The 16,833-nt window shown below is 36.4% G+C and carries 13 protein-coding genes, 2 pseudogenes and 1 riboswitch; of the genes and pseudogenes, 11 read left to right on the top strand and 4 right to left on the bottom strand.

The genetic code is table 11. From position 1 onward, the window contains the following. Positions 1 to 22: 22 nt before the first annotated feature. Both BAQ49_RS34355 and BAQ49_RS25905 read left to right on the top strand, forming a co-directional pair. Positions 23 to 262 (top strand): hypothetical protein, encoded by a 240-nt coding sequence (locus tag BAQ49_RS34355; RefSeq protein WP_425266559.1) that lies wholly within the window; start codon positions 23 to 25, stop codon positions 260 to 262. A 101-nt stretch (positions 263 to 363) separates the two neighbouring features. Next, positions 364 to 6,186 (top strand): annotated as a pseudogene (locus BAQ49_RS25905) (DUF7507 domain-containing protein); the annotation flags it as partial. A 47-nt stretch (positions 6,187 to 6,233) separates the two neighbouring features. Here the strand turns inward: BAQ49_RS25905 and BAQ49_RS25900 are convergent. Further along, complete coding sequence (locus tag BAQ49_RS25900; RefSeq protein ID WP_071747626.1) at positions 6,234 to 6,791, bottom strand: CatB-related O-acetyltransferase; 558 nt, start codon at positions 6,789 to 6,791, stop codon at positions 6,234 to 6,236. Positions 6,792 to 6,930: 139 nt separating this feature from the next. Here BAQ49_RS25900 and BAQ49_RS25895 point away from each other — a divergent pair. The 3 genes and pseudogenes from BAQ49_RS25895 to BAQ49_RS25885 all read left to right on the top strand — a co-directional run bounded on the left by BAQ49_RS25895 (position 6,931) and on the right by BAQ49_RS25885 (position 8,371). Further along, positions 6,931 to 7,272: pseudogene (locus BAQ49_RS25895) on the top strand (ASCH domain-containing protein). Continuing rightward, positions 7,269 to 7,664, top strand: coding sequence for an NUDIX hydrolase (locus BAQ49_RS25890; protein WP_071747625.1), 396 nt, complete (start codon positions 7,269 to 7,271; stop codon positions 7,662 to 7,664). Before BAQ49_RS25895 ends, BAQ49_RS25890 begins: the two are co-directional and overlap by 4 nt. Positions 7,665 to 7,750: 86 nt before the next feature. Next, a complete protein-coding gene (locus tag BAQ49_RS25885; RefSeq protein WP_071747624.1) occupies positions 7,751 to 8,371 on the top strand; it encodes an acetate uptake transporter in 621 nt (206 codons plus the stop codon). Between the two features lie 39 nt (positions 8,372 to 8,410). Here BAQ49_RS25885 and BAQ49_RS25880 read toward each other — a convergent pair whose 3' ends face one another. Next, positions 8,411 to 9,481: a phosphodiester glycosidase family protein gene (locus BAQ49_RS25880; RefSeq protein WP_071747623.1), complete on the bottom strand. Its 1,071-nt coding sequence runs from the start codon at positions 9,479 to 9,481 to the stop codon at positions 8,411 to 8,413. Positions 9,482 to 9,790: 309 nt separating this feature from the next. On the opposite strand from BAQ49_RS25880, the gene BAQ49_RS25875 reads away from it, so the two are divergent. From BAQ49_RS25875 to BAQ49_RS25855, 5 genes are all read left to right on the top strand, one after another. Next, entirely contained in the window at positions 9,791 to 10,234 is a 444-nt protein-coding gene (locus tag BAQ49_RS25875) for a flavodoxin (RefSeq protein WP_071747622.1), read from the top strand. A 16-nt stretch (positions 10,235 to 10,250) separates the two neighbouring features. Further along, on the top strand, positions 10,251 to 11,150 hold the full coding sequence (locus BAQ49_RS25870) for a WD40/YVTN/BNR-like repeat-containing protein (protein ID WP_071747621.1): 900 nt from the start codon (positions 10,251 to 10,253) through the stop codon (positions 11,148 to 11,150). A gap of 216 nt (positions 11,151 to 11,366) precedes the next feature. Next, a complete protein-coding gene (cspB, locus tag BAQ49_RS25865) occupies positions 11,367 to 11,567 on the top strand; it encodes a cold shock-like protein CspB (RefSeq protein ID WP_001179147.1) in 201 nt (66 codons plus the stop codon). Positions 11,568 to 11,766: 199 nt separating this feature from the next. Then, the gene (locus BAQ49_RS25860; RefSeq protein ID WP_071747620.1) at positions 11,767 to 12,612 is read left to right on the top strand and encodes an exonuclease; all 846 of its coding nucleotides are present in this window, start codon (positions 11,767 to 11,769) and stop codon (positions 12,610 to 12,612) included. A 270-nt stretch (positions 12,613 to 12,882) separates the two neighbouring features. Next, positions 12,883 to 13,230, top strand: a complete 348-nt coding sequence (locus tag BAQ49_RS25855; protein WP_071747619.1) for a hypothetical protein — start codon at positions 12,883 to 12,885, stop codon at positions 13,228 to 13,230. A 316-nt stretch (positions 13,231 to 13,546) separates the two neighbouring features. Here the strand turns inward: BAQ49_RS25855 and BAQ49_RS25850 are convergent, their stop codons facing one another. Together BAQ49_RS25850 and BAQ49_RS25845 are read right to left on the bottom strand one after the other, a co-directional pair. Further along, positions 13,547 to 14,638 (bottom strand): DUF3900 domain-containing protein, encoded by a 1,092-nt coding sequence (locus BAQ49_RS25850; RefSeq protein WP_071747618.1) that lies wholly within the window; start codon positions 14,636 to 14,638, stop codon positions 13,547 to 13,549. Positions 14,639 to 14,753: 115 nt separating this feature from the next. Beyond that, positions 14,754 to 15,080, bottom strand: coding sequence for a hypothetical protein (locus BAQ49_RS25845; protein WP_071747617.1), 327 nt, complete (start codon positions 15,078 to 15,080; stop codon positions 14,754 to 14,756). A 467-nt stretch (positions 15,081 to 15,547) separates the two neighbouring features. On the opposite strand from BAQ49_RS25845, the gene BAQ49_RS25840 reads away from it, so the two are divergent. Then, positions 15,548 to 16,459, top strand: coding sequence for a VanW family protein (locus tag BAQ49_RS25840; protein WP_071747616.1), 912 nt, complete (start codon positions 15,548 to 15,550; stop codon positions 16,457 to 16,459). Positions 16,460 to 16,684: 225 nt separating this feature from the next. Further along, a riboswitch (SAM riboswitch) is annotated at positions 16,685 to 16,791 on the top strand. Positions 16,792 to 16,833: the final 42 nt, after the last annotated feature.

The raw sequence follows: 16,833 nt of genomic DNA, 5'->3' as shown, positions 1-16,833 counted from the left end.
ATGAGATGATTATGTGCCTTTTATGAATCGCTTTACAACGACAGTAACTGGTGCCGTCACGTTCACTGGGAACACGTTGGGACTCAGTCCTACATCTCCTGCACCAGGCAATAACTTCGGTACGATTGATGTATTTACTACAGTAAATACATCGCTTCAAGTGCCAGGGTTCCCAGCAGGAACGACAAATGATTGGCCATTAAATTCTTCAAGTGCAATTTTAAACCTTCCAGCAGGGAGTAGTTTTTATACGCAGAACTAGTGTGGGCTGGCACATACAGGACTGATACTGAGGATGTTACTGCATTTTTAAATGATAATATTTCGTTTACAACACCAGCAGGAACATTTTCAGTTGCACCAGATCCTGCAACTGCTCAACAAGGATCAGTTGGGAATCAGTTTTATTACGTTAGATCTGCCAATGTAACAAACTTTGTTAATGGAGGAGGAGCGGGGACATATACAACTGGGAGTGTTCCTGCTGCGAGAACTGCTGCCAATTCAACTATTAGTCGATCGGTAGGCTGGACACTTGAGGTAGTTTATCAAAATGCGAGTTTACCACTTCGAAATTTATCAGTGTATGCAGGTCAAGAAATCATCGATGCTTCATCGCCACCAGTTGATGCTATTATTTCTGGTTTTGCAACGCCGTCTACGGGGACAGTTACAGGAAGAGTACTTGTAACTGCTCAAGAAGGTGATTCTAACATTGTTGGAGATCAACTTCGTTTTGGGCCGAACGCTAATGCTACAGTTGCATTATTCGGACCGAGAAATCCCGCAAATAATTTCTTTCAATCACAAATTTGTAATGACAATGGGAATTTAGATACGAGCGGCACGTTTGGAAATTTGAATCAGCCGCCAGTAACGATTAATAGACAAACGAATACAGTTGTAACACAAGTTAATACAGGTGGTTTAAATGTAATAAAAGAAGTAAATACAGCTCAAGCGGCAGTAGGAGATACTTTAACGTACACGATTGCCGTTCAAAATACAGGAAACGTTCCGTTAACAAATGTGTTTTTCCAAGACACTATTTCTTCCGCTGTTTCATTTGTTGCAAATTCTGTAACGATTAATGGAGTACCGCAAAGTGGATTGAATCCGAATACAGGATTTTCTCTTCAAAATATTCCTGCGGCTCAAACCGTTGTAGTCACATTTGACGTATTAATTGTACAGGATCCAGAAAATGAAGATATTTTAAATAGTGCAACTGTATCCGCAAGTTTTCAAGTGAATCCGAGTGAACCACCAGTTACTATTACTGTTCCGAGTAACGTCGTGAATACGACAGTACAAACAGGGAGCTTTGAAGTTATAAAATCTGTGAATACGAGTGTTGCAACGGTAGGGGATGTTTTAGTATATACAATCGAAATAATTAATGCAGGTAGTGTACCAGCTACAAATGTATTTTTCCAAGATTCAATTCCGCAAGGGACATTATTTATTGAAAATAGTGTATTGGTTAATGGTGTTTTACAAGAAGGGGCTGACCCAGAACTTGGATTCCCATTAAATAATTTGCCTACTGGTGCGAGTGTAATTGTTACGTTTGAAGTATTAATTGATGAAATTCCCCAAGGAAATAATGTCGTAAATAATGCGAATGTAACTGGAGATTTCCTTGTAAATCCAACAGAGCCACCGATTACTGTAACAGTACCAAGTAATACTGTTATGACAGTGGTGAATTCTTCAGGGTTAAATGTGAGGAAAAATGTAAATGCAAGTGAAGCTGGTAAAGGAGATACGCTAACATATACAGTTACTATACAAAATAGTGGAACAGTAGCAGCGACAAATGTATCATTCCTTGATCCGATTCCATCTGGAACAACGTTTGTAGCGAATAGTGTAACGATAAATGGAACGCCCCAACCAGGTTTAAACCCAACAACTGGATTTCCACTTGCTAATATTCCAGTAGGAGGGATGGTAACGGTCACTTTTCAAGTGTCAATCACAAGTGTGCCAATGAATAGAGTACTTCCGAATAATGCAAATGTAACTGCAGATTTTCAAGTAAGTCCTTTGCAGCCACCGATTACAATTGTAACGATTAGTAATATAGTCGTGACGCGAGTGAATGTAGGTTCAGTTAATGTAATAAAGAGTGTAAATACATCACAAGCAGGTATAGGAGATACGTTAACATATACGATTCGTGTTCAAAATACAGGAACTGTTCCTGCCACAAATATTATTTTTCAAGATCCAATCCCATCTGGAGCTACATTTGTAGCGAATAGTGTCACGATAAATGGAGTCGTTCAGCAAGGTGCGGACCCTATGAAAGGTTTTCCAGTTACAAATATTCCAGTCGGGCAAACCGCTACAATTACGTTTCAAGTTAAAGTGACGATTGTTCCAAGCGGAGGGAATATAAGAAATCAATCGAATGTTACTGCAAGTTTCCTTATAAATCCGGCAGGGCCTCCTATAACGAATGTTACGAATAGTAACTTTGTAGTGACACAAGTAAATACGGCACAGTTAAATATACAAAAATCTTCATCTGTACAACAAGCTGCACTTGGAGAAACTTACACGTATTCTGTTGTCATTCGGAATAACGGCACAGTACTAGCGACGAATGTTTCTTTCATTGATCCAATTGCTCTAGAAACAACATTTGTAGCAAATAGTGTAACGATAAATGGAACGCCACAACCTGGGTTTGATCCAAATGTTGGTTTTCTGATTCCTAATATTGCAGCTGGGACATCATTGACTGTAACGTTCCAAGTTACAGTAGTTGCGCCATCCCCGCGCGGAGCAGTATTAAATACGGCATCTGCTACAGCCACGTTCTTATTAAATCCTTTACAACCACCTGTAACAACGACAAATTCAAGTAATACGACAGTAGTTACAATACCGTTACCTCCTCCTGGTGAAGTAACAGCAACAAAAACAGTTGACGTTGCAACTGGAACAGTTGGGGATGTATTAACGTATACCGTGTTAATTTCAAATGTAGGAATTATACCTGTTACAGATGTGTTCTTCCAAGATGTCATACCAGAAGGGACGACATTTGTAGAAGATAGTGTAACGATAGATGGGGTGCAGCAACTGGATGTAAATCCAGAAATAGGATTTACAGTTACGCCATTATTAATTAATGGCGGAAGTATTGAGGTAACGTTCCAAGTGACGATTACAGAAATTCCAGATAATGAAGTCATATTAAATGATGCAGACGTTACATTTACTTCGCAACCAAACCCGCAAGAACCACCGATTACGGAAACGATATTAACAAATTTAGTCGTTACGACGATTAATATAGCGTTTATTTTTCCGTTAAAACTAGTAGATAAAGAAGTAGCGACTGTAGGAGAAATTTTAACGTATGATGTATTGATTTTTAATCTCGGAACAGTGCCAGCGACGAATGTTCAATTTATCGATACGACTTCTTCTGGTGTAAAATTTGTACCGGGAAGTGTGAGCATAAATGGAGTACCAGAACCAGGATTAGATCCTTTTATCGGTTTTACAGTTCCAAATATACCTGTAGATGATTTTGTGCTTGTCACATACCAAGAGATGGTAACGATCATCCCTCAAGGTGGAACAGTTGTAAACTTTGTAGATGTTACAGCGACATTTGTTGTAAGTGAGACAGAGCCGCCTATTACTGAGACAACGACAAGTAACACGACATTAACAGAAATAAATGAAACTGGTTTGAATGTTTTAAAATCAGTAAGTCAGCCAATTGTTGCAATAGGCGATACAATCACATATACAACAGTAGTTCAAAATACAGGGACAATGGTAGCAACGAATGTTCAATATAGTGATATATTACCTTCGTCTATAATGTTTGTACCGAACAGTGTAGCGATAGATGGTGTGTCACAACCTGGATTCAATCCTAATAATGGATTCTCGCTTCCAGATATAAATCCAGGGGAAAGTGTAGAAGTCACATTCCAAGTAACAGTTGTCAGTGTTCCATCAAACGGAACGATTGCCAATACGGCAAATGTGACTGGAAGCTTTATATTAGTACCAGGAGAACCACCAGTTGTAGTAAATCAGCCAAGCAATACAACACTCATAACTGTAAATAGAGGACGATTTAATGTTATAAAACAGGTGAACAGGGCTGCGACTCTCGTTGGCGATGTATTAACGTATACAGTGCAAATAACGAATACGGGAACAGTAACAGCTAACAATGTTCAGTTTATTGATATGATTTCAGCAGGAGCGTCATTTGTTCCAAATAGTGTAACGATAAATGGAGCCCTGCAACCAAACTTAAATCCGATTACTGGCTTTGGAGTTGGAGATATACTCGTTGGAGAAACGGTAATAGTGACGTTTCAAGCGACAGTTACAAACATCCCGTCATCAGGAACAATTACGAACGTTGCAAATATAACAGGGAGTTTTACTTTAGTACCAGGAGAACCACCAGTTGTAGTAAATCAGCCAAGTAATACGACAATAACGAGGGTGAATAGAGGAAGATTTAGCGTTATAAAATCTGTAAATAAACAAGCAACGCGATTAGGAGATACGTTAATTTATAGTGTGCAAGTTACGAATACAGGAACGGTACTGGCGACGAATGTTCAGTTTATCGATGTTCCATCCGCTAGTTTAGAATTTGTTCTTGGAAGTGTACAGATAAATGGGATTCCACAAGTAGGTTTAGATCCTTTTGTAGGCTTTTCATTACCAAATCTTGCAGTAGGGGATAGCGTATTAATCACATTTGAAGTAAATGTAATCGCAATTCCACCTTCTAGTAGCATTATGAATACAGCGAGAGTAACTGGTGATTTCGAATTGATTCCAGGAGAACCACCGTTTACAATTACGAATTCAAGTAATACGACAGTCACACCAGTAAATAGAGGCAGTTTAGATATGCTGAAAGAAGTAGATCATTCAATTGTTGGAGTAGGAGAAACGGTAACGTATCGTGTTCGCATATTAAATACTGGTACGGCTGATGCAATGAATGTTCAATTTATTGATGTGCTATCTCCGGAAGCGGCTTTTGTACCAAATAGTGTAACGGTAAATGGAGTAGCGCGTCCAGGAGTAAATCCGCAGGTTGGATTTACGATTTTAGACATTCCAGTCGGTGAGACGGCGATAGTAACATATGAAGCTACAATTACGAGTTTTCCAGATGGTGGTACAGTAGTGAACGTCGCTGGAGTGTTAGCAGAATATATTTTAGTACCAGGAGAGCCGCCAGTTACAGTGATGGACACGAGTAATACAGTTATTGTAACGGTAAACACTGCAATCTTATTTGTTGCAAAAGGAGCAAACTTTGAAGTAGCAATGGTAGGAGATGTTGTCACTTACGGCATTGCCGTTATAAATGATAGTACAGTTCCTGTGACGAATATTGTTTTAACAGATATCATTGATCCAAATACGTTATTTATAAATGGCACGGTAACGGTAAATGATGTACCTCTTCCATTTGCCAATCCGAATACGGGTATTCCGTTAGGTGATTTTCAGCCGAATGATGCGGCAATTATTAATTTCCAAGTTGTAATAACGGGAGGACAAATAAATAATTTAGTTACAAATACTGCTACAGCGACTGGGCTCGCAACTGTAAATCCGAATGAGCCGCCTGTAGTAGTTGAAGGCGATAGTAATACAGTCGTTATCCCATTTATTCCTCAAAATGTCTCAACGACAGTCGTAAAAACGGCAGATCTTCAAACAGCAACGATAGGCGATGTTATTACGTTTACCACAGTTATTACGAATACGGGGGATACAGCGATACAAAATATTCGTTTTCAAGATATGTTAGATGGGAGTTTTCGATTTGTTCCTGGAAGTGTAATGGTTGATAATACGCCAGTGCCCAATGTAAGCCCAGTATCAGGATTTCTTATAGGAAATTTAAACCCTGGTGAAGCACGGACAGTTTCGTTTCAAGTAGTAGTTGAGAGTGCACCAAGTGGTTCAGGAAATTATATTAATGAAGCGAGTATTCGGTTTGAACATCAAGTAGGCACAGTATTGCCACCTGTTACACAAATAATAGATAGTAACATAATTGTCATTCCATTCGTTCCAACGATAGAACAAATTTGCGAAACAAACTTTAATTGTTTAGACAAAATTCCATTTCACTGTTCTCCGTGTAATCAGTTGCAAATAAATAAAAAATAAACACAAAAAGAGCATCCTGAAAGAATAGGATGCTCTTTTTGTTTGGATCAAGTAGCTTCTTCTTCGGGAGAAGTGAAAAATTCGTTGACTTTGTTGGAGAGTAGAAATGGAATAGCTCCTTTTATAACGGAAATGTCCCAGTCCCACCATGCAAGGTTTTCTAGTTTTTCAATGATTTCTTGCGGGAAACGATATCGAACTAGTTTGGCAGGATTACCAGCGACGATTACATATGGAGGTACGTCTTTTGTAACAACACTCTTGGCCCCGATAATGGCCCCGTTACCAATTGCAACACCAGATAAAATGCAGGATTGATAACCAATCCATACATCATTGCCGACTACGATATCACCTTTTGAAGAAGGATGACCAGTAATGTGTGCTCCTTCTTCGAAGAGGACATTAAATGGATAAGTTGTTATCCAATCAGCACGATGTTCACCGCCAAGTACGAAAACGACTTCTTCTCCTAATGAACAAAACTTACCTATTTTTAATTTTGTTTCATCATTCCAAGAAAAAATAATAGGGCCTACTTTACTGTAAGTATAATCACCGATATCATATTTATTATATTCAGGTTTTTGATTTAAATATAACATACCAATTTTAGCATCCTCTCTAAAGAAAGTAATGGATATGGAACATTATATGCAAGGTGAAGTAAGGCGAACTATGTTGTATGAAATAGTAATGTGCAAAAATGTTAGTAGGCAAGATGAATAAAAGGGAGTGGAATGTATGAGATACGAAATGGGATTATATAATAAACCTTTTCAGTCAATTTAATTAGGGAAAAAAGTATATGAAGTACGCTTATACGATAAAAAACGTCAACTTATAAAACAAGACGATGAAATTGTATTTACGAACCCTACGACAGCAGAAACGATGGCTGTAAAAGTAACGGAGATAAAACGATACGAAAGCTTTAAAGCAATGTACGAACAAATTGATAAAAAATTATTTGACTGTGAAGAACTTAGTATAAAAGAAATGTTAGAAAGTACATACGAAATATATACGAAAGAACAAGAAAATGAATGGGGAACAGTTGCGATTGGTGTTGAGGTAATAAAGTGAGAAGAAATCGTGGTGCAGCTATTATTGTACAGGACGGTAAAATCGCTCTTATAAAACGTGTTCGAGAAGATGAAATGTATTTTGTTTTTCCGGGCGGGGGAATTGAAAAAGGAGAAACACCTGAAGAAGCAACGAAGCGAGAGATCTATGAAGAATTAGGGGTACATATACAAGTGGAGCATCTGATTGCAAAGGTGGAGTATAAAGGTACGGAGTATTATTATAATGCCCATATTATAGGTGGAGTTTTCGGAAGTGGTAAAGGCGAGGAGTTCGAGCTGAAAGATAGAGGGAGTTATATTCCTTTATGGATGCCGGTAAATGAGTTGCCAAATGTAAATATAAAACCGTATGAAATGGCCCAAAGTGTATTCGATTATTATAGGGAATAAGGTCTGACAACATACAAAAAAAACCATTGACATAGCCTTCTGATTTAAGTATTGTATTCGAGTATGTTTATAATCAGGAGGTTTATATGAGCAATCAAACTACTACACATCATGTGAAAATGACAACAGCAGATCCATCTGGAATTGGTCTATTTGGATTAGCGATGGTAACACTTGTAGCATCATCTCAAAAGTTAGGCTTAACAGATGGCGTTTCACTTGTATTACCATGGGCAATCTTTTTAGGAGGATTTGCACAAATCTTTGCATGCATTCACGATGCAAAGCATAATAATACGTTCGGTACAACAGCATTTGGTGCGTACGGCCTATTTTGGTTAGGTGTTGGAATGACTTGGTTAATTCAACTTGGAGTATTTGGCGAAAAATTAGCCCAAACTGCAGATTCAAAACAGCTTGGTATAGCCTTTATCGGATACTTGATTTTCACGATCTTTATGACAATTGGTGCAATGGAAACACATAAAGTATTATTTATGATTTTCGTCCTTATTGATTTCTTATTTATCGGTCTTTCATTAAGTACTTTAGGTGTTATGCCGCACGCAATGCATAATTTAGCAGCGTATTCTGAACTATGTATTTCATTATTATCTTTCTATGGTTCAGCAGCAGCCGTGTTAAATACACACTTCGGAAAAGTTGTATTACCAGTTGGAAAACCATTTGGTATTTTTAAAAAGTAATAAAAAAGAACGGATGATTGTATAGTCATCCGTTCTTTTTTATTTATTTATAGCTACAGCAGTAGATCCTGTCATTTCGGAAATCTTTTGAGAGCTTGCTGGGCTGCCATCTATCGTTACATGAACTTGTTGTTTAGGGTTCGCGGTAACAATCCAGGCGTTTGGTAAATAGCGTGATTTATGAGATAAGGTTGAAGGGATGTTTAAAATGTCTCCCATTGCGTACAATGTTGCTGACGAGCCCCCGTCCATTGCCATTGCATTTATGGCCCCTTTTTCATAAAGAATATCTTGGCAGTCTCTTAAAGAAGCTCCGATACTATGAGGTTGTCTTCCATCAATGGTGAAAAACATAATTGATCCATCTTTTTTCTGAGCCATAATACTGCGGGGACCATAGCCCCATCCGCCATCATTTGTAATCATTTTTTCGCCATTTACAATTAGTTGAGGCATAAAGCCAGCAGCGGAAACGACATTCTTATTTAACAGTTGATTAGCAGAAAACTCTCCTGAAACCATTTGTCCGTATTTTGTAAGTCCACTGACGAGAGTAGGGGTATTAATGTCTTGCGGTGTGTTTATGACCTTCCCGTTTTCCATAACAATACCGATGCCTGTTTTACCACCACCATGCCCCGTTTCATCCCAGAACCCACTAGCATTTACAGCAGCAAGTGCATGGTTTCGTTTTGCCATGACATATATTTTTTCCCCAACGTCTTTTCCTTGTGAACCTTGTTGTGTAACGAGCTTTACATTTAATGGATTATTAATAGTCATTAATTTACCACTAACTGTTTCAATCGAAACAGTTAGTGGTAAATTTTTCTTTCGTTCTAATTCTTGTTTTGAAAGTTTTGTATTGGCAAACTCGCTATTTTTCCATTTTGGATTTGTAATGGATTGAGAAATATCATTTAACTCGTTATCAGACAGTAATGTAATTTTTGCGTATTGCGGATGTTGAGACGTTAAAATACTTTCCGCTGCGATGACACGTAAATTATGGCCGTATGAAGTGCCAAATAGAATACTGGCACCCACTGTTAATAATAGTGCTGTCAAAAGGGATGATATTTTTAAAAGTCTAATAAAAATTTTTTTCATTATAAAGACTCCTCTTTTTGTAAAGTCGAAATTGTTTGTTACCTGAAAAAAATGAAATGTGTAAATGGCCTTTCGCATTATATATGCAACATATTAAATGTGAAAGGATGTATATACAATAAGTTGAGAAACTAGATTTGGCAATAGACGAATATGAATGTTAATACTCAAAATGAAAAAGTAATAGTCAGATGTACGATTTCTTTTAACATAAATGAAAAGGATATAAATCGGATGAAAATAATAATTGAAATTGATTCTCATTATTAATATAATGAGAATCATTTATTGTAAGAGGGGGATGCCAAAGTGGCGAAAATTTTAATAGCGTATGCAAGTATGTCAGGGAATACAGAGAGTATTGCTGATTTAATTAAAGTAAGTTTAGATGCCTTTAATCATGAAGTAGTATTACAAGAGATGGAAGGTATGGATGCTGAAGAATTATTAGCTTATGATGGAATCATTTTAGGATCTTATACGTGGGGTGATGGTGAATTACCATTTGAAGCGGAAGATTTCCATGATAAGTTAGAAAATATAGATTTAACGGGTAAAAAAGTGGCTGTTTTTGGATCAGGTGATACGGCGTATGAACTGTTTTGTGAAGCGGTAACGATATTTGAAGAACGTCTTGTAAAATGCGGAGCAGAGCTTGTACAAGAAGGATTGAAAATTGAATTAGCTCCAGAAGATGAAGAGGACGTTGAAAAATGCAGTAATTTTGCAATTGCTTTTGCTAAGAAGTTCTAGGAATGGGAGTGTCAACGTGGAAACAGAGTTCAGTGCAACCGCTATTACAAAGTTAAGAGATGGAAAGCTTTTGTTAGCTACTACATATAATGGTTTATTCATTGAAAAAGATGGAGAATGGAAACAGATTTTAACTGGGTTCCAAAAACGAATTCGAGATTTACATAGTGAAGGTAATGTAGTTTACGGGGTAGGAGATGAAGGAGTTTTTATTCGTAGTATGAATTGTGGAGAAACGTGGACAATCCAGCGCTTTCCAACAAAAGCAACGAGTTGGAATGTGTGTAGTAATGTACAAGGAACTGTCATTGCTCATGGAGATAAAACACTGTATCTTTCCAATAATTTCGGTTCTACATGGGAGACCATTCATCCATTTCTTGATTATGGTAGTGATGCACCGTCTATTCGTTCGTTATTCTTATATAAACATTACTTATTTATCGGTACGAAAATACATGCGAAATATGGTGGTGTTTGGTTTTTTGATTTAGAGAAACGTAAATTAAGAAGAATTAAAATAGCGATGAATCAAATGATTTCTGCGTTGACTATACATAATTCTTATTTAGTAGCAGCAAGTGGATCGTGTAAAGGAATTGGCGGTAATATTTCTTTTCGTAAAATAGATGAAAGTATTGAGAATGAAAAACTATATTGGCATACATGTCAAAGTGAGCAGAAAGCTAGTAGCTATTTAGATTTAAGTGTAGATCAACATGTGTTATATACGACTTCAACGCAAAATAAGGCGGGCGTTAGCACGGTTTGCCGAGTGCATCTTAATGAAGGAATTGTTACAGTATGTGACTCGGTTAAAGGGCATGGTTGGCGCATTGTGAATGAAAAAGAAGACTATGTTGTAGCTGGATCAGGTGAATTAAAAGCGATGCAATGGGAGAAAGAAGTTATTTAGTAAAAAAACTTTGCTTTTATTATATTGATATGATATAGTTACTTTAAACCATTTTACTTTTAATAATATAGAGATTTAAATGAGCTGTAACTTCCAAGGGGGTAGCAATGTTAAATCTCCTTCGGGGGGTTGCAGTTTTTTAATTTATGACGTATTATTGTAAAGTGGTTGAAAATGAATATGTACATATAGGTACATTGTAGGAGGATTTTTTAAATGCAAAACGGTAAAGTAAAATGGTTTAACGCAGAAAAAGGTTTCGGTTTCATCGAAGTTGAAGGCGGAGAAGACGTATTCGTTCATTTCTCAGCTATCCAAGGCGACGGCTTCAAATCTTTAGAAGAAGGTCAAGAAGTTACTTTCGAAGTAGAACAAGGTAACCGTGGACCTCAAGCTACAAACGTAAACAAGAAGTAATTATGAAAAAAAGAAGGGCTTGCCCTTCTTTTTTTTGCGTTTTTTTGATGGGTGTCCTACTATGTATATTTATAAAAAAGACTGAATTTTTAGTTTATAATTAAATGTATAAACTGCATGTATAAATAGATACTGAAAATAAAGTAAAGCTGTTAAATAGGCTTCTCGTATTAATAGGAATTAGAAAGAGGTATACAAATTGAAAAACGCTACACATTTTATTGTGTTTGATATTGAAAGGAATTTTAGGCCGTATAAATCGGAAGATCCGTCAGAAATAGTTGATATTGGAGCTGTAAAAATAGATGTGAGTACAATGAAGATTATTGGAGAATTTTCAGAGTTAGTAAAACCAAGTGCCCCATTAACTCGTCATACAACAAAATTAACTGGAATTACAAAGAAAGATTTAATTGGTGTAGAAAAGTTCCCTCAAATTATAGAGAAATTTATTAAGTTTATCGGAGAAGATTCTATATTTATTTCATGGGGAAAAGAAGATTATCGTTTTCTATCTCACGATTGTACATTACATGGTGTAGAATGCCCATGTATGGAAAAAGAGAGCAGATTTGATGTGCAAAAATTTGTTTTCCAGGCGTATGAAGAATTATTTGAGCATACACCAAGTTTACAATTTGCAGTGGAGCAGCTTGATTTAACGTGGGAAGGTAGGCAACATCGTGCTTTCGCAGATGCTGAGAATACAGCGAATATATTTCTTAAAGCATATAGTGAGAGAGATATTAATAAGCGATACAAGAGACATGGTGAGCTTGAACTTGTAAAGAACGGAAAACTAACAGAAAAAGCGAAAAAAAAGATGCGAAAATGGGCATTTAAAGAAATGAAAAAAAGTGCAGAGCGTCCTTTTGTATGGAGTGTATTTGAAAGTAGTGACACGTGGGAAAGTATAACGGAAAGATATTATATAAGTGAATCTGCAGTAGAACTTCTAAAAAAACACTTTCCTACTGCAGTGAGAAAGGCAGAGCGGCAACTTAGGTATTTGGCTGAGATGGAGGAGAATACAGAGGTTAAATGAGATCCTCCTCCATTTCTAACTACATAAATTTAATTTTATCGCTTTGACGGTGGATAAAGTCTTCATATTAAATAGAAATTAATTTGTTGTTATAATTGCTTTGAAAATAAAGGCGTAGTAAGAATTGTAAAATGTATTAATAAAATAAGAACTCATAGAAATGAAAGAGTGGACAGTTAAATGGAAGCGATCTTTAATATTTTAACCGTGGGGTATTAACGATTAAAATATAAGAGTAAGATAAGATTTTTATACAAGGGAGGTGTGATAGTGGTAGACTTGGATATTAAAGACGTCAACGTACAGATGGAATTAAACGGAGTCTTTTGGAATGAGGATGGGATTGCTGAAATGATGGTGACTACAAAAGCGGAACATTCTCTTATTCTTCGTCTAGTAGTTGACCTAGAAAGTAAAACTATTCGTGCGATGAATGCCGAGATAGTGAGTGGGTTCTGCCCTCTATGCAAACAGAAAAAGAATGAATGTAGTGAACTTAATGACGCGCAAAATATAATGGATATTTTAGAAGAAGCCTACGATTGGGTGAGAGAGCATCCAAAATATCGTTTTCAATTATCTTTTTACGAGTACAATAAATTTGAGGTAGTGAAGTGAAATTTTAATTTTACCAACATACATAGTGACTAAAAGGACACCAAAAACTTATAGAAGGACCTTGGTCAACTAGAAATATTGAAGCAAATATCTGTAATGGAAATACGCTTGTAGAGCAAGGAAGGGATCTACTTGACCCTACAAAAAAATTTAAAAATAAGCATATTTTGTTATAAAGCAGAGAAACCGATTCTTAGTAGAATCGGTTTTTAATATAAATGGCAACTATGTTCCAAATAGCGAGCATGTAATGCTGTAAAACAAAAAGATACTAAATAGTTTGTTTATGTAAATAACGTTTAGTACATGGAAGCATTTATTCACTCCCGTTCGGATCATAAGAATACTGCTGCTTATTCTCAATCCGCTCAATTACGTCTTGCAACTCATCCGGCTTCAGAAACTCAATCGGAGAGAAGCCTTTTTCAAACGTAAGTGTGTCAGCCTCAATCATTAATACATAGCGGTCGTTTACCTTTGCAATATGTATTAAGTCTCCGAAATCAGCAAGCAACGCCTTCACAGAGATATGATCTGCTTTTAACTTTAATTCTACTTCAGGAGCATGCTCGACGATTTGAGCGGTAGCTTCCATTACTTCTTCGGTTGAAAATTGTTCCATAATTTCGCGTTTCGGACTGGCGGCCCATACTTCCATCGCTTGGTCGAATTGTTCGCGTTCTTCAGTACCTTCTTCAAATACATCTTCAATTTGGTCGTATACCATGTCCATTACTTGTGTTTTCATAATTTCAGGCATAGAGCGTTCGTATTCGACGAATTTTAAGAAGTCTTCAAAGTAACGGGCGTGTGATGCTTGGTGTATTTTTAGTTCGCCTACTTCGACCATGCCTTCCTCAGGCATGTACGGATATTGGATAGATTTCATGTTTTTTGTTGTGATGGCCATTTCAACGTTACGAATCAGTGTTGATTCATCTGAAATAGAAGCAACTTTCGGTTCAAAGTCACATTTCATAACGAAAACGAATGGATCATCAAAGTATTTGCGTAGTTTTGCTTGAGCGATTAAAAATACACCACCACGTACAGCGCTTGTGTCAAGATATGTATAAACGAGAGGTTCGCTCATATCTTTGAAGTTTTCTTTTGTTTCTGCAAAGCGAATACGATTAAAAAGGTTGTAATGAGGGTTTGAATCAAGTTCATGTCCTTCTTCTACAATAAAGCGACCAATTTTGGTTGGGGCTTGTTCTGTTTTTGCGTGACGTTCTACTTTTCGCTTTGAAATTTTTAATAATTCACCATTCAAAAATTCTTTTAAAGAGCTATCTTCATACTCTTCAGCGTCTAATGTTTGAAAATGTTTATAGCGTTTATCAACTGCTTCACCTTTTCCTTCTACTTGTACTACATAAAAGGAAAGAAAATTTATTTCAAAATCCATATTTATCACCTTGTTTCATTTCATTAACTCTTATCAGTATAGAGATGGAAAAAACTTTCGTCAATTTATATAAGGAAGGGGGAGCCCCTTCCTTATATATTTGTTATTTTCGAAATTAAAAGCCGTCTTCTAATGCTGAAAATGGAATGTTTAGTCTATTTTCTACTGTACGTAAACGCTGATTTAAGCGGTTTAATCTACGCGTATGACGCTCAACTGTGTTTTCTAGTTGACGTACTCTTTGCTCAAGCTCATTTACTCGTCGTTCTAGTTGACGGTTTCCAGTACCAGGGAAAGAGATTGGAAGTTGAAATTGGCGATTTTGATCATATGGATTAACTTGTTCTGATTGATCTATATATTGTTGGTATTGTGTCTCTAAATCATACTGAGGTTGGTAACCATATTGGTTATATGGATCATAAGGATTGTAGGGATACATAAACACATCCTCCATTTCTTTATAATTAGGTTAAATTCACCATAATGTATGTGCAGAAGCGGAGTAGTGGCACGGCAAATACCTAGATGCGCTGAAGGGATTGATTGTTTTGATCTATAAAAATTTGGTTTCAGTTGTTTAATAATGATCATATATGAGAAATCAGCATTACGTTTTATGAAGCATGTAGGTGAATAAAGAGGTGAAATGAAAGAGTTTTACAATTGTATTTCATGCGTTAAATGGTATATACTGGATAGGGATAGGTTACATAAAAGTTACAATCTTATCAAACTCGAAAATTTATATTAATATGTATAGACATTTACAAAAGAAAAGAGTAATTTAGATAGAGTAAAAAATAACTTGTAACATTTTCTAAATATATTGTAAAATGATTGTAACAAAACATACATAAAAATGAAATAATACATAAGAAATGATGTTGGGGAAAAGGAGAGAGTATATTGTTCCGAAAAATAAAGGGTATATTAGTAGGGGTGCTATGCGTAGCTATAGTAAGTGGTTGTGGCGCAAAAGTAAGTGATGTTGCATTAGTGAGTGATATTGGTGGGAACGTTGTAGAGGCTAAGGCTGATGTACAGGATTCAATTAGCTTAGTGGATGGTCGTACTGGTACTGAAGTGAAGAAACTAGATTTATCGAGTTTAGGCTATTTTGAAGATGAAGCGAAATTCAAAAAATCGGTAACGAAGGTTGCTGGTGAAGTTGGGAAAAGCGTCGATAAAAAGATGGTCCCTTCGCGTATAGCGCCTGATGGATCATGGCAAGAAGGAAAACCTTCGTATGAATTAATGGAAAAAGAGTTAGTAGACAAATTATTAAATGTAGGTATGTGGGATTCTACTTATCAGTTACCAATTGTGGAGAAAAAACCTACTGCAACATTAAGTGATGCGCAAGGCAGTGGTACTGTAATTGGTAGATATGAAACGAATTTAGGTGGTTCAACAGGTGGTCGAATTGAAAATATTCGTTTATCTGCTCAGAGCGTAAGTGGAGTTGTTTTAGCAAAAGGAGACCGTTTCTCTTTTAATGCACTAATTGGAGATACAACACCAGATAAAGGGTACCAATTAGGAAAAGAAATTGTAGATGGTAAATTAGTAGATGGATATGGTGGTGGTGTTTGTCAAACATCATCTACTTTATTCAATGCGGCAGATCAAGCTGGTTTGAAAATGGTAGAGAGAACTACACATTCTAAAACAGTAGGTTATGTACCACAAGGAAGAGATGCTACAATTGCGTATCCATATTTAGACTTAGTATTTGAAAACACGAATGATGCTCCTGTTAAGTTGTATATGGGCATACAAGGTGGAAAGCTAGTTGCTGAAGTACATAAAATGAGATAAATATCATAAGCTATAAGAGTAAAAGATTGGAAGCTGGTATTTCTAAGTTTGTTAGAAGTACCGGCTTTTTGTGTGCAATTTATTAAGAAGAGTAATTTTGATGGCGTATTGTTCGTATGTACGAAAAAAAGACTGGGTTTAATTCTTAGTTTTCCTATTGACATTGTTTTAATTCAGCTGTATTCTTCATAATAACAACTTAATAAATGGAAAAATTTATTAGTTTTCTTATCAAGAGAGATGGAGGGATTGGCCCGATGAAATCTCAGCAACAGGCTACAAAAGTACTGTGCTAATTCCAGCAAACGAATGATGCGTTTGGAAGATGGGGGGAAATGGATTAACATTCAACTCTTCTTATATGTATAAGAAGA

The organism is Bacillus proteolyticus (genome assembly GCF_001884065.1).
GTDB lineage: Bacteria > Bacillota > Bacilli > Bacillales > Bacillaceae_G > Bacillus_A > Bacillus_A proteolyticus.
The sequence above is the reverse complement of the archived record's forward strand: the minus strand, read 5'-3'. Positions and strand labels throughout refer to the sequence as shown.